At 48.4% G+C, this 13,900-nt stretch carries 15 protein-coding genes; 9 read left to right on the top strand and 6 right to left on the bottom strand.

All coding sequences use genetic code 11. The features are described from left to right. The first annotated feature begins 168 nt into the window (after positions 1-168). The 5 genes from QEZ41_RS02665 (at position 169) to QEZ41_RS02645 (ending at position 5,113) form a co-directional block, all read left to right on the top strand. Entirely contained in the window at positions 169-2,292 is a 2,124-nt protein-coding gene (locus QEZ41_RS02665; protein ID WP_289409838.1) for a TonB-dependent receptor plug domain-containing protein, read from the top strand. 84 nt (positions 2,293-2,376) lie between these two features. Beyond that, positions 2,377-3,939 (top strand): DNA recombination protein RmuC, encoded by a 1,563-nt coding sequence (locus QEZ41_RS02660; protein ID WP_289409837.1) that lies wholly within the window; start codon positions 2,377-2,379, stop codon positions 3,937-3,939. Positions 3,940-4,093: 154 nt separating this feature from the next. Next, positions 4,094-4,345, top strand: coding sequence for a DUF2789 domain-containing protein (locus QEZ41_RS02655; protein WP_289409836.1), 252 nt, complete (start codon positions 4,094-4,096; stop codon positions 4,343-4,345). Between the two features lie 124 nt (positions 4,346-4,469). Continuing rightward, complete coding sequence (locus QEZ41_RS02650) at positions 4,470-4,775, top strand: monooxygenase (protein ID WP_289409835.1); 306 nt, start codon at positions 4,470-4,472, stop codon at positions 4,773-4,775. Beyond that, positions 4,772-5,113: a YajD family HNH nuclease gene (locus QEZ41_RS02645; protein WP_289409834.1), complete on the top strand. Its 342-nt coding sequence runs from the start codon at positions 4,772-4,774 to the stop codon at positions 5,111-5,113. The genes QEZ41_RS02650 and QEZ41_RS02645 overlap by 4 nt, the downstream gene beginning before the upstream one ends. 222 nt (positions 5,114-5,335) lie before the next feature. Here QEZ41_RS02645 and ubiT read toward each other — a convergent pair whose 3' ends face one another. From ubiT to ygfZ, 5 genes are all read right to left on the bottom strand, one after another. Next, positions 5,336-5,863, bottom strand: coding sequence for a ubiquinone anaerobic biosynthesis accessory factor UbiT (ubiT, locus tag QEZ41_RS02640; protein ID WP_289409833.1), 528 nt, complete (start codon positions 5,861-5,863; stop codon positions 5,336-5,338). Next, a complete protein-coding gene (locus QEZ41_RS02635) occupies positions 5,857-6,747 on the bottom strand; it encodes a U32 family peptidase (protein ID WP_289409832.1) in 891 nt (296 codons plus the stop codon). The genes ubiT and QEZ41_RS02635 overlap by 7 nt, the downstream gene beginning before the upstream one ends. 8 nt (positions 6,748-6,755) lie before the next feature. Continuing rightward, on the bottom strand, positions 6,756-7,751 hold the full coding sequence (ubiU, locus tag QEZ41_RS02630; protein WP_289409831.1) for a ubiquinone anaerobic biosynthesis protein UbiU: 996 nt from the start codon (positions 7,749-7,751) through the stop codon (positions 6,756-6,758). 120 nt (positions 7,752-7,871) lie between these two features. After that, entirely contained in the window at positions 7,872-8,717 is an 846-nt protein-coding gene (locus QEZ41_RS02625; RefSeq protein WP_289409830.1) for an HDOD domain-containing protein, read from the bottom strand. Positions 8,718-8,779: 62 nt separating this feature from the next. Next, entirely contained in the window at positions 8,780-9,721 is a 942-nt protein-coding gene (gene ygfZ, locus QEZ41_RS02620) for a CAF17-like 4Fe-4S cluster assembly/insertion protein YgfZ (protein WP_289409829.1), read from the bottom strand. 131 nt (positions 9,722-9,852) lie between these two features. On the opposite strand from ygfZ, the gene QEZ41_RS02615 reads away from it, so the two are divergent. After that, the gene (locus tag QEZ41_RS02615; RefSeq protein ID WP_289409945.1) at positions 9,853-10,119 is read left to right on the top strand and encodes an FAD assembly factor SdhE; all 267 of its coding nucleotides are present in this window, start codon (positions 9,853-9,855) and stop codon (positions 10,117-10,119) included. Positions 10,120-10,208: 89 nt separating this feature from the next. Then, a complete protein-coding gene (locus QEZ41_RS02610) occupies positions 10,209-10,622 on the top strand; it encodes a hypothetical protein (protein ID WP_289409828.1) in 414 nt (137 codons plus the stop codon). A 4-nt stretch (positions 10,623-10,626) separates the two neighbouring features. On the opposite strand, the gene nadB is transcribed toward QEZ41_RS02610, so the two are convergent. After that, positions 10,627-12,234 (bottom strand): L-aspartate oxidase, encoded by a 1,608-nt coding sequence (nadB, locus tag QEZ41_RS02605; protein ID WP_289409827.1) that lies wholly within the window; start codon positions 12,232-12,234, stop codon positions 10,627-10,629. 460 nt (positions 12,235-12,694) lie between these two features. Here nadB and rpoE point away from each other — a divergent pair, with 460 nt between their 5' ends. Next, on the top strand, positions 12,695-13,273 hold the full coding sequence (rpoE, locus tag QEZ41_RS02600; RefSeq protein WP_289409826.1) for an RNA polymerase sigma factor RpoE: 579 nt from the start codon (positions 12,695-12,697) through the stop codon (positions 13,271-13,273). A 28-nt stretch (positions 13,274-13,301) separates the two neighbouring features. Next, complete coding sequence (locus tag QEZ41_RS02595; RefSeq protein WP_289409825.1) at positions 13,302-13,898, top strand: sigma-E factor negative regulatory protein; 597 nt, start codon at positions 13,302-13,304, stop codon at positions 13,896-13,898. Positions 13,899-13,900: the final 2 nt, after the last annotated feature.

Genomic DNA, 13,900 nt, shown 5'->3' with positions numbered 1-13,900 from the left:
TAAAAATAATGGCATGCCATAAGCGGGCTTTTTTCCTGCTTAACATAAGGCCTCGCCTAGGCCAGTTAATCCAGTATAGGACGGTCAGTCGGCGCAATACATAACTGCAAGCCCTGTGACCTTAATGTATGCTATTGCATTGTTTTTTATTGTGCTTTGGAGTGGTGAATGTTGATTTCAAAAACACCTCTAGCAGTGGCTGCCACGCTATTTGCTGTCGGTGGCTTAGGCGTGACATCTGCAGCATGGGCGGCATCCGACAGTTTCCAATTACCCGTAATGGTGGTTTCAGCCACCGGCTACCAGCAAGAAGTCTTGCGTGCACCGGCTTCTATTACTGTAGTGGAGCATGACCAGATTCAGCGTAAACCAGTGGCTGATCTGGCAGAGGTTTTGCGTGACATTCCCGGCGTGGATATTGTTGATTCCGGTGTGGCCGGGATGAAGCGTATTTCCTTGCGTGGCGAAAGCTCGCGCCGTGTGCTGATTAAGGTTAACGGCCAGCCGATTCCCGATCACTCCAGTTATGGCTCGCCATTGTTGTTGGATGCCAACATTATTGAACGTATAGAGGTGGTGCGCGGCTCCGCTTCAGTCGTACACGGCAGTAATGCTATTGGTGGCGTGGTTAATATCACCACGCGTCAGGCCGCACCGGGTGAGCAGGAGGCCTTTGTCGGTGCTGGCTATTATTCCGCTACGCGCGGGCAGCGTCTAAATGGTGGTGTTCTAGGCGCAACGGATCGATTCGATTGGCGCTTGCAGTTAAGCAAAGCTGATTTCGGCGATCGCCGCATTCCACGCGGGCAGGTGAAAGGCTCGACTGATCAGACAAAATACAGTCGGTTAAAACCCAGTGATTCCGAGCAGAAGTCTGTTTCTGCTGAGCTGGGGTGGCGTCTGGATGAGCGTCAGCGTATTGCTTGGCAGGGTGATTATTTTCGGCAAGAAGCAGCGGCTTGGTTGCCACAACAACCTAATATGATTATGGGGTTGGAGTTTCCCAAGCGTGACTCTTTGCGCAACGCATTAAGTTATAGCTTTGCAGATGAGGATGTCTTGTTTCATAGTGTTGAGGGGCGGGTTTACCATCAAAAGGGTAAGCGAGTGATGGATAACACCATCAATATTCTTGACATGCCTGTGCCGAAAACTCCCTTTGTGGTGAGCAGTGACTCTTTTAATCGTTCTCACGACAAGCTAACGACACAAGGATTACAGCTAACTGCAAGTAGCCGCTTGCTAGGTGATAACAACACGGTTTTTGGTTTTGAGCACCAAAAAGATAAGTTGGATACGGAAAAGAAAGGGGTGAAGAACTTAATTAAAGGGCCGCCAGGAACGCAGTTAGGTAAAACTTATCCGTCTTCGAGTCAGTACTCAGAACAAACGCTTTGGTCGGCGTTTGTTCAGCAGCAGTTCTATTTAAATGACAGCCTAGAGGCCAACCTGGGTGCGCGCTATTACAGTATTGACTCCAAACTGAAAAAAAGCACTGAGCGCAGTACCACCAGCAAAACTGATGAACAGCTGGTGGGCTCAGCTGCTTTGGTGTGGCAGTACGATGAGCGTTCATCCGTGCGCAGTAGCATCGCACAAGGCTATACCTACCCCAGCCTAACGCAGCAGTTTTCTGCTACGCCGGGTAACGGAGCGATGAATTACGGCAATCCGAATCTGAAAGCAGAAAAAGCGACCACCTATGAGCTGGGCTGGCGGTTTGAGGATAGACAGTGGGCGGCGGATGTTACGCTGTATCACAGCCAGGCCAGAAACTTTATTGACAAAGCTAGGATTGCGGGCGTCGCGCAAGGCTATACAACTGCCTGTAAAGACGTTTGTTTTCAGTGGCTAAATACCAATAGAGCACAAACCACAGGTGCCGAACTGATGCTAGCCTATCAACTGGAAAACTGGCGTCCTTACCTGAATATGGGCATACAAAAGCGTCGTCTTGAGTATGGTACAGGATTAAAAACTTGGGACAGCGGTTTGCCTAAATTTCAGGGTCGTGCCGGAGTTGAGTGGTATGCAACCGAACAGCTTGAGCTGGATTTTTATGTTCGTGGTGGCGGCAAATCACGCCGTGATGATTACGACTCCAAAGGTGAGCCGCAAAGGCAGCGCACCAGCTCCTACGCTGAGTTGAATGTGGGCGCTTACTACAAGCCCGTACCCAACCTCAGCTTAGCGGTGCTGGCGCAGAACTTGGCCGATCGCAGATACCGTAACCCAGACGAGCTGCAAGCTGCAGGTCGAGCGTTGGACATGGAGGTGCGCTGGAGTTTCTAAAAACTTTAGGCTGTATCAGCAGGCAGTGCGCCGTTGCATGGCTGTATTGCCTGTGTGATAAAAAATCGCTACAGAGGTAAATAGATGCTAGAAATGCACTGGGCTATGGGAAGTTGGGCGCTGCTGGTGGCGGGGATTTTAGCTGCCGTGGTGCTGGGTTATTTGCTAGCCGTAGTAGTACAGGGGCGCAAGCGGGCGCAGTTGCTTGCCCAGCTACAAAATTACCAATTGGAAGAAAACACGCTCACGCAGCAACTGGACTTTGCGCAAGCGACACAGCAGCGCTTAGAGCATGAGCTGCTTAACAACAAGCAGAGCAGTGCAGAGTTGCAAAGCCGTTTAGAGCTTGCCCAGCGACAACAGCATAGTGTTGAAAAACAACTTGAAGTAGCATTGGCGCACAGCAGTTCCCTTAAAGAACAGCTCAATGAGCTTAAGCAGCAGCTGCAAACAGCCAAGGACGAGTACACCCAGCTGCAAGCGCGCAATCAAAGCCTGAGTAACGAGCACACGGAACTTAAAACCAACTTGGCGCGCAAGGAAGAACACTTTCAAGAGCAGATGCAACAGCTCAACGACAGCAAGCTGCTTTTGAGTAAAGAGTTTGAAAATCTAGCTAATAAAATCTTTGAAGAAAAAGGCAAAGCCTTTACCCATAGCAACCAAACCAGCATTGATGCTTTGCTTAAGCCGTTTCGTGAACAGATTGAAGGCTTCCAGAAGCGTGTCAATGATGTGCACGATGCATCTTTGCAGGGTAATGCTCAGCTCAATGCCGAAATCAGAAAAGTGCTTGATATTGGTTTAAAGATGAGCCAAGAAGCCAGTGATTTATCTAAAGCGCTGAAAGGAGACTCCCAGCAGCGTGGCGCTTGGGGTGAGGCGCAATTAAAACGTACTCTGGAAATGAGTGGCCTGATAGAAGATGCACATTATGAAGTTCAGAGCGCTTTTAAAGATGCTGACGGCAAACATAAGCAAACAGACTACTTAGTTAAGCTGCCTGACGATAAACACATCATCATTGACAGCAAAGTAACGCTCAATGCCTACGAGCGCGTGGTGACAGCTCAGACGCCTGAAGAGTTACTGCTGGCAATGAACGAGCACGTTAAGGCAGTGCGTAAGCACATAGATGATTTGGCAGCTAAGGATTACACCAATTTAATCGGTATGCATAGCCCGGGTTTTGTGCTGATGTTTATGCCCATTGAGCCGGCCTATATTGAAGCGCTCAAGCACAGCAAGGATTTGTTTGAGTATGGCTATAAAAAAGGCATTGTCTTGGTCTCGCACACGACCTTAATTCCCATACTGCGCACGGTATCCAATCTATGGATGATTGAGCGCAGCAATGCTGAGGCGCGTGAAATTAGCGAGCGTGCTGGTGATATTTACAATCAGGTCTGCACTGTGGCAGAGCGTTTAGCCAAGCTGGGGCACACGCTGGGTACGGTCAGTAAACACTACAACAGCACGGTTACTGCATTGGCAGGGCAGCAGGGCTTGTACGGCAAGGTAGAGCGTTTTAACCAGCTTTCTGTCAAAGTCAGTAAAACGTTGCCGCAACTTGAACCAGCGCACATGGACTTTGAAACCGAGCGCCTTGGTATGATTGTTGAGCCTATTCATGAGGTGGACACTTAATTGGCTGAACCAGATACGTCCCCGCAGCCGTAATAACCACAAAAGAGCCCAGGATTGGGCTTGATCCGCAGGAAAGTGTCTGACTTTTTGCTAGTAGACGTTCTAGTCCTAGAGTGGAGTATGATGAGGCTCAAACCACACGGAGGGATTTAGTATGAATACCGTAACTCCACGTATGACAAACTTGTTTTTACAGTTAGGTTTGGACTCAAGCCCTGAAGCCATTGAGCGCTTTATGTTTGATAATGAGCTGCCGGAAGATGTGCATATTTTAGATGCAAAGTTTTGGACAGAGTCGCAAGCGCAAATGCTTCGGGAAATGCTCTGCTCCGATGCTGAATGGGCATTGGTTGTGGATCAGCTGAGTCAAGCCTTGCGCGACTGTGCTTGCCGCAAGGAAAAGTAGCGCAGTCAAACTAGATAAATGAGCGTACTTGTAGCGAAAGGCTGCAATGATACGCTCGCTTTAGCTCGTGTTATAAAAAACGGTGGCGTTAGCCAGCAGGTTAAATTTTATTTTGGATAGAGTCATGCAGTGCATTTTACAGATTGATTTCCCTTTTGCCGGCCCTTTTGGTGAAGAAATGTTCCAAGCTATGCAGCCCTTAGCAGAAGATATAGCCAACGAGGCTGATTTGCTGTGGAAAATTTGGACTGAAAACCCAGACAACCAAGAGGCTGGAGGTATTTACCTGTTTGCCAATCAGGCGGCAGCCGAGCGTTATTTGGTCAAGCACAGTGAACGGCTCACCATGGCGGGTGTTAAGCATATTCGCAGCAAGTTTTTTGCCGTTAACGTGCCTTTAAGTCAAATCGATCGAGCGCCTTTGGCATGAGCAAAGTAGACGCCCTGTTAGCTAAAGCGCAACAAGAGCGTGAGAGTGGCTATCGCGCAAAAGCGTTGCGTATGTACGAGCATATTTGCGGACGTTGCGCGCGTGAGTTTAGCGGTAAGCGTTTAAGTGAGTTGACGGTGCACCATCGGGATCATAATCACGATAATAATCCGGCTGATGGCTCAAACTGGGAGCTGTTGTGTTTGTACTGCCATGACAATGAGCATCAACGCCAGGTGGATTTGCACTATCAAAAAGAAGAAGCTGCAGGGCAAAAAAGCCCGCAACAAACCTTTAAAGGTTTAGCTGGGCTAGCGGAGTTGTTGGCTAAGAAATAAGTAGCCATCAAGTCTGGAGCGCAACTTTTGCGCGAAGCGGTCTATAAGGTCAGCTCAAGCGTTGCTGGAAAATTCCAATCGCGCAAAAGTTGCGCTCCCACAAGAGTCCGTTGCGCCTGTAGGGGGAAGCCATGCACCCGACCGCGGATTACACCTGCAAACGCAACGCCGCTTGGTGTACCGCTGTCGCAGGTATGGTCTGTTCTTACCGATAAGAGTGTATTAACTAACGGTTTGGCCTAGGTTGTGGGGCAGATTTTGGTTTTGCAAATGTTGCTCAGCGGCAGATTGACCGAAGGTGTCAATGGTGCGCCAAAGCCATTTAGGCAGCATGTCAGGGTCTAGGCTATCAATCAGGTTTTTTACAGCTAAGCCCAGCTCCGTATCGCCATCAATCTGTAAGCGACGACGGAAAAAAAGGGTGTCTGGGTCTTCTTGGCGACTTGCGAGCAACAGGAATTCACGCCAGTTACCGCTGATCGTCACCTCAACTGGCGCATGACGTGCGACTACCAGCTGGTTGTTGTGCGGGTTTTTACTGATACACCAGCTCAGATTCAGGTTGTTTACCCGAATGCGCATCCAGCGGTCATCCAGCACATCAAACAAGCCATCGACCAGTGGCTCAGAAAATACTTTATTGAGGCTGCGCTGCAGTGTTGCGCGTTGCATGATAAAAGGCACGCGACTGGTCAGCGGCAAAAGCTTGTCGCCAAGATTTAATAAGAGTGGGACGGGTTTTTTTAGCATAATCCAGCCTCCTCGGCAGTAACCATTCCGGGGCGTCCGTGCCAATAGCCATTACAGCCCTGCACGGCTAAAGGGGGTTGTTGCCCGTTACGCACTCGATCCCATGCTTGTACAACTTCCAGCATACCCTCTGCGCGAGGGCTAAGGCGAGCCACGTCGGCGCCTACTTCAGCCAGTGAGGGGAAGTCAGCCAGCAGATTGCTCACCTCAGCGGACATGGTTTGAATACCGTTTATGGTAAAAACCTCTTGACCTTCTTGGCTGAGCAAGGGAATACCTTCACTGTAGTTAATGCAGCACAGTTGGCAGTCGTCTTTAGGGCGGTTTTCTGCACGCGCTGTGAAGCAGCGGGCTGAATAAGCGAGGGGCAGATGACCGTAGGCGAAAACTTCGACTCCAGGGCGCGCCACGCCTAGCTCGTCGAGTTGCTTTAAAGCAGCCTTAATCATCGCGCCGGATACCTCAACCGGAGGAGACCAGCGTTGCATGCCGCTGTCAATAAACTCTGCCAGAGTGTTACCGCTGTAGATATTAAGTGCCGGTCCGCCAACAAATGGCAGTTTGCGCTCAGCTAAAAACTGCACAGCGGCCATATCATTGGCTTCTACAGTAAATTCACCGTTTTCACACAGGCGTTTAAGCGCGCCGATTTCTGAGTTGGCTTCAATCAGGGTTAAGCCAGACAAAAGAATTTGTGCCTTGCTTTGCTGTTGTGTTTCTTTGGCTAAACCAATCCAAGCATCTAGGTTGAGTTCACGGCGTTTAGCGCATACCGTTTCACCCATATAAATATAATCTAAGGGCTGTTCGGCCATTTCTTGATAAAAAGTTTCAACCTTGGCGCGTGGCCAAAAGAATAAAATTGGACCCAATGAGAGTTTCATGCTTCTACCTACTGCCAAGCACGGTGATAAGCACCCAAAGTGGTTTGGCTGCCCTCGGACAGGCCCGCCAACGTCTGGCGCCACTGGGGATCTACGCTGAATTTTTCCGGGTTGCGGCGGTAGCTGTCTAGGGCTGCACGCCAAACACGAGTGACTTGTTCGGTATAGGCTGGGCTACGTTGACGACCCTCAATTTTTACCGCACTGACGCCAATTTTGGCTAGTTCAGGGATAAGGTCCATGGTGTCTAAACTGGTGGGCTCTTCCAATGCGTGAAAGCGCTTGCCGTTGACGATAAAGCGGCCTTTGCACAGCGTTGGATAGCCGGCGGATTCGTCTTCTTCGTAGCGGTCAATTAAAACTTCATTCAGTCGAGAAGTCAGCTTGCCTTCGTCGTTGCTCCAGCGTACAGCTTTGGCAGGTGAGCAAACACCGCACAGGTTGGGCGACTCACCGGTTAAATAAGAAGACAGGTGGCAACGGCCTTCAGCCATGATGCACAGGCTGCCAAAAGCGAACACTTCAATCGGTACATCGGTGCTTTCTGCAACCTGTTTCACCTGAGTAAGTGACAGTACGCGCGGTAATACAGCACGCTTGATATTGTAGCGCTCTTTGTAAAAAGCTAAAGCTGGTGCGTTGGTGGCCGAACCCTGCACAGACAAGTGCAGGTTAAGCTGTGGGTGTTTTTTGCTGGCATAAGCGAGCACGCCCGGGTCTGCTGCAATTAACGCGTCCACACCTAAGGCGGCGGCATGATCGACAGCACGCTGCCAACGCTCCCAGCCTTCGGGCTGTGCGTAGGTGTTAACTGCAATATAGAGTTTTTTTTGATTTTGACGAATAAAATCCAAGCCGCCTTCCAGCTGCTTGTCGGTGAGGTTGAGACCAGCGAAGTGACGCGCATTAGTATCGTCTTTGAAACCCACATAAATAGCGTCTGCGCCTTGGCGAACAGCGGCTTTAAGTGCCGGTAAACTGCCAGCAGGGCATACCAGTTGCATGCGAACTCCTTAAAGCTACAGGTATTTTAAAAAATGAGCAGCTAGTCTAAGCAGTTTGTCTTTTATTCGTCTTGATAGAAGTCAATTTGCATGGATAGCTGCCGTGTAAAGAGAACGGAATTAACTTTGCAGCATTTGCATAGCAGCTTCCATGGCTTCGTTTAAATCTTCATCATCATCTTCAAGTTTTTGGCGCACATCTAAACCCAGCTTGTTAAAAGCATCTACCGTTGTCCAGTCCACTTCAGCCAGTGGATGATTGGTATTGGCATGGATTTGTAAGGTGGCTACTTGAACAATATCAACGTAATCAGGCTGCTCTGAAACCCGCTCGAAATTTAAATATTCGTTCGGAACTTCAACGATGGCTGCTGGAAAATCCCAAGCTTCAAGAATACGTCGGCCTATGAGCGGATGCAGGCGGTCGATAATTTTTTGTAAGGTGCTGGCGTCTTGCAAAAGTCTAGAGTCACGCTCTTCGGCATAGGTTAATACAGGTAAAATTCCAATTTGATGTACTAAGCCAGCCAGCGTTGCTTGGTCAGGCTTTAAGCGCGTAAAGTGACGGCACAGAGCATGGCTGATACCAGCGACTTCAGTGCTGCGCGCCCAAACCTCGCGCAGTTTATTGTCTACCAGCTCATTGGTGGCTTGAAACATTTGCTCCATAGCTAATCCCAAGGCCAGATTGGAGGTGTAGCTGAGACCTAGGCGGCTGATGGCCATGTTTAAGTCGGTGATTTCCTTGCTTGAACGCAAAAGCGGGCTGTTGACGACTTTAATAACGCGCGCTGATAACCCTGCATCGGTGGCAATAATTTTTCCAAGACAGTTAATTTCTATATCCGGATCTTGAGCGGCTTCTCTAACGCGTAAAGCGACCTCTGGCAGGGTAGGCAAAACCAGTTCATCACTGTTAATCGCTTGTATAATATCGCTATAAACTTGTTCAATTAAAAAGGCCATTCAGACGTCACCTGTTCCAATTTTAAAATATAACTTTTGATACTATCAAAAGTTGTTAATAGTTAGCGAGTAATCTCCCTTTCGCTATCTAGGCTGTATGGCAGTGTAAGCCTCGTGAGTAAAGCACCGTCTTCTTTGGCTAAACGAATTTCAGATTCGTACACAGCTTCATCCAGTGCGACAGCCAGTAATTCCACTCCGGTTTCTGCATAAGCGGCGCTAATCACTTGACCTAAAGCTTTGCTACGTAGTGGGGAGAATAGTAACGTGCCTATCTCCGGTAGTTGTTTATCGTCAACTGAAAAGTGATACATGTGGCGCTTAAGCTTACCCAGATACTGCATGCGAGCAACGATTTCTTGGCCGGTATAGCAGCCTTTTTTAAAGCTGACTGCATCCAGCGCCGGTAAGTTTAACATCTGCGGAATAAATTCTTCGAAGTTACTTTCAGTAACATGACCTATTCCACAGCGTATCAATTCAAGCTGCCACGCATTGGGGTTAAGCTCTTCAAGCAAACCGCTTAAACGTTTTAGATAACAGGCAGCGTCTTGGTTTTTTAGCCACAGCTCACAAAGGTTTTCGCTAACCCGTACTGCAATGAGTTCATTGTGTCGCGCGACCGAATTGGTCTCTTTGGCCAAGCTAACGCCAAGCTCAATCAGTGCTGCCTCAGCGTTAATCAAGCCAAAGCGAGTCCAGAGTCCAGATTCGTCGATTAATGTGGACTTAGAAAATATTGCGAATTTTTTTAAGTCGTTTAGCTGGCGCTCGACTAATGAGTGGTGCATGGCTAGCAGATAGCCGTCTGACTCTGGCAGAATACGAAACGTGGATTGCATGCGACCCTTGGGTGTGCAACGCGCGCCAAGGCTGCTACGGTCGTTGCTGACGTAATTTAAGTTGCAGGTAATTTGGCCTTGCAGGAAGGTTTTTGCATCCTTACCTCGTACAGCTAAGAGTCCTTCCTGGGTTATCTGGGTAAAGCCTGTAGTTTGACTCATGGGTGCCTCGGTTATCTGACTGAGCAATAGGTATATCATAGTATTTTACTGGGCAATTGTCAGTGAGTGCGTTACTGATTTGTCTGGCTTATACTTAGCGAATATTTTTTGGGAGTTGTGTTATGACTGTAATGACGTCAGAAGCTGAGTTAAATCGTTTGTTTTGGCATAGCCGCCGCGGCATGTTGGAGTTGGATAGACTGCTTGTGCCTTTTTTAAAAGAAGCATTTCCTTCCTTGCAGGATGCGGATAAGGAGCGTTACGTAAAGTTACTGGCCTGTGAGGATCAAGATATATTTGGCTGGTTTATGAATCGTAATCAGCCCGACGATGAAGATTTGCAGCGCATTGTAGGCTTGGTTTTAAAGCACAATGACGAGCGACCCATCGAGCTATAACAGTCTCTAGAGGCGATCTGCTGGCGGTACTCTGTGCAAGCAGTTCGCGTTTCATCAGCCTCTGCAGCCTTAAAAAGGATTTTTAAGCAATGAGCGCTTATTTTTGGCAACCCAGTCCGTGGTTGCATCTGTGTGTGTTTTTGCTAGTGCTGCTAGCGGTTGTCGCACTGTTAGGCAGCACAGTGTCACACCTCTATAAAGCTATTTTGCTGGTTATTTACGCGCTCTATGCTGCGCTTGTGTGGTGGCGTTTGTTGTGTGTCAAACAGGCGCGTTACGGATATGGCTTGCGTTATACAGCTAAAACTTGGCAGCTATGGACCAGCAAAACCGGCTGGCAAAGTATTCACCTATCGGCACAAACAATGGTGTTGCCTTGGCTATTGGTTATTTATTATCGCAAGCCTGAGCAACGCTTTTCCCGTGCTTTGGTTGTGCCTTGGCATGTGCTGGATGCAGAAAGCCACCGCAAACTGCGGGTGCAGCTGCGGTTTTTAGCGTGAGTGTTTAATAGTCAGGTTGCAGGATGGTTTCTTTAGCAACGGCAGAACAGTTTGGGTAGTCTAGATTATAATGTAAGCCGCGGCTTTCTTTACGCTGCATGGCCGACTGAATAATCAGATCAGCAACCAGCACCAGATTTCTAAGTTCGAGCAAGTCACGGCTGACGCGATAGTTGCTATAAAACTCATCAATCTCACTTAACAATAGTTTGACTCTGTGTTGCGCGCGGATAAGTCTTTTATTAGTGCGCACGATACCAACGTAATCCCACATAAAGTGGCGCAGCTCATTCCAGTTATGCGAAATCACAATATCTTCATCGGAGTCGGTGACTAAGCTGGCATCCCAGTTAGGTAGAAAGTTGGGTTGTTTGATTTTGTCTAGTTGTTGGCTGATATGTTCAGCGGCAGAGCGGGCATAAACAAAGCACTCCAATAATGAGTTGCTGGCCATGCGGTTGGCGCCATGTAAGCCGGTAAAGCTGGTTTCGCCAATAGCATAGAGGCCTTCCACATCGGTACAGCCATGCTGATTAATCACCACGCCGCCGCAGGTATAGTGCGCGGCAGGTACTACAGGAATAGGCTGGCTGGTGATGTCTATGCCAAAAAAAAGACAGCGCTCATAAACGGTAGGGAAGTGCTCTTTGATAAAATCAGCGGATTTATGGCTGATATCCAAATACACGTGATCAAGCCCTAAGCGCTTCATTTCATGGTCAATGGCGCGCGCTACGATATCTCGCGGCGCTAACTCTAAACGCTCGTCAAAGCGTTTCATAAAGCGCTCGCCATTAGGTAGCTTAAGAATAGCGCCTTCACCGCGTAACGCCTCAGTAATTAAGAAGTTTTTTGCTTTAGGGTGGTACAGGCAGGTTGGGTGGAATTGATTAAACTCCAAATTACCAACCCGGCAGCCCGCACGCCAGGCCATGGCAATCCCGTCACCGCTAGCTCCGTCAGGGTTGCTGGAATACAAGTAAACACGCGCAGCACCACCGGTAGCCAGAATCACAAAGCGTGCAGCATGGGTGTCTACTTGGTTGGTTTGTGCATTCAGGACGTAAGCGCCTAAGCAGCGATTGCCTTGGCGGTTCAGCTTTTTGTCAGTGATTAAGTCAACCGCGGTTTGGTGTTCTAACAGTTGAATATTCTCACGTTCTTTGGCTTTGCTGCTTAAAGCATTAAATACTGCCGCGCCCGTCGCATCAGCGACATGGATAATGCGACGATGGCTATGGCCACCTTCGCGCGTCAGGTGATAAGCAAATTGCTGCTGACCTGTTTCATCAGCGGGGTTGCGGGTAAAGGGCACGCCTTGCTCTATCAGCCAATTAATCGCGGCTTGGCTGTTTTCAACGGTAAAGCGTACGGCTTCTTCATGACACAGGCCCGCACCGGCAACGAGTGTATCTTGGACGTGTGATTCGATACTGTCGCTAATATCCAGCACTGCGGCAACACCCCCCTGTGCCCAAGGTGTGGAGCCATCAGCAAGTTTGCCTTTGCTGAGAACGGCAATTTTTAGGTGATGTGGCAATGTGAGTGCTGCAGTAAGTCCAGCAGCACCGCTGCCAATAATTAGCACATCGTGCTGGTATGTTTCGCTCATAAAATTAAGATGCCCATGCATTTTTTTAGCTACGCTAGTATAGCCCTGTAGACTGTAGGAAAAACTTGTTTTTAATTTTGAAAACTGAAAAATGCATTGAATTAGAAATAAAGCTTTGAACTTTTTTGGTAAAGCAGTGCTCAATAGACTAGGTTATTAAAATGCCATTAATAAAAATGCGGTTAAGGAACCTCTGAATAACGTTACCGAGGACGCTAACACAAGGCAAAAACGTGCGAAAAAGCGCAGTTTACACCGAGTAAATGAGCATTTTGAGTACGTTTTTAACGCAGTGGTAGCTACGCAGGTAGTTATTCAGAGGCTTCTTAATAAATGGAGAAATCTTGCAGCAAGCGCTTGCGCAAGATTTGATGGTAGTCAGTAGGCGTTTAATTGAGGGCAGTATGGCGCCATACAGAATGAAGAATATAAAAATAAATACCTACTCGGGGTCTAACTAATGACCGCTGATGATGATAGGCAGCTCGTAGCACGGGTGCAGAAAGGTGATAAACGTGCTTTTGATCTGTTGGTGTTGAAGTATCAAAGTCGAATTTTAGCCTTGGTTGTGCGCTTTGTGCAGGACAGCCACGAGGCACAAGATGTAACCCAAGAGGCCTTTGTTAAAGCCTATCGTGCGCTGGGTAATTTTCGTGGAGAGAGTGCGTTTTATACTTGGCTCTACCGAATTGCTATCAATACGGCGAAAAACTACTTAGTTTCTCGCAATCGCAGGCCACCTGCCAGCGGAGTTGATGCGCAAGATGCAGAGTTTTTTGAGGGTGAACATGCGCTTAAAAATATCGATTCTCCCGAGCGTTTGTTACTGCGTGATGAGATTGATAAAACCGTGCAAGATAGCATCGGCAAGTTACCAGAAGATTTGCGTGTAGCCCTTACGTTGCGTGAGTACGAAGGGTTAAGTTATGAGGATATAGCTGCCGTGATGCAGTGTCCGGTGGGAACAGTACGCTCACGTATTTTTCGCGCTCGTGAAGCAGTAGACAAAGCTTTGCAGCCGTTATTGGAAGAAGTTTAGCCAAACCGTTAGTTATGAGGAAAGCTACATGAGTAAAACTAGTTTAGAGCAATCACTTTCAGCGCTAATGGATGGCGAAGCCGATGATTTAGAGCTGCAGAGGATTTTACGCGAAACAAATAATCCAGAATTACGTACACAATGGCAACGCATGCAAGCGGCGCGTTGGAGTATGCGTCAGGATGCTGTGATTCCTCAGATTGATCTGTCGGATCGCATAAGCGAAGCTTTGCAAAGTGTGGAAATGACATCAAGGGAGAAACCGGCTCAGCCGAGCCTATGGTCTCGCGTTGGTAAGGTAGCAGTGGCCGCCAGTGTCACCTTTGCAGTCTTAGGTGGTGCGCGTTTTTACAACAACATGAATGTCACTGACGAACAAGCGGTAATGGCAGAGGCACAACAGACAGCTCCTGCAATGTCGCACTCTGCAATGAATCCGGTGGTGTTGGCAAGTTATGGTGGTTCCATCAAGGGTTCGCAAACCAAGCAAGCCAATGATGATAGCTCGTCGTGGTACAGAGAGCGTCTACCGGCTTATTTAAAACAGCACAATCAGCAAACCACGGTGTCTGGCATGGAAACGAACCTGCCTTATGCGCGAGCCGCCAGTATAGAAGGGCGTTAACT

Origin of the sequence: Thiopseudomonas acetoxidans (genome assembly GCF_030362935.1) — a bacterium.
Classification (GTDB): Bacteria; Pseudomonadota; Gammaproteobacteria; order Pseudomonadales; family Pseudomonadaceae; genus Thiopseudomonas; species Thiopseudomonas acetoxidans.
This window is presented reverse-complemented; position numbering and strand designations above follow the sequence as displayed.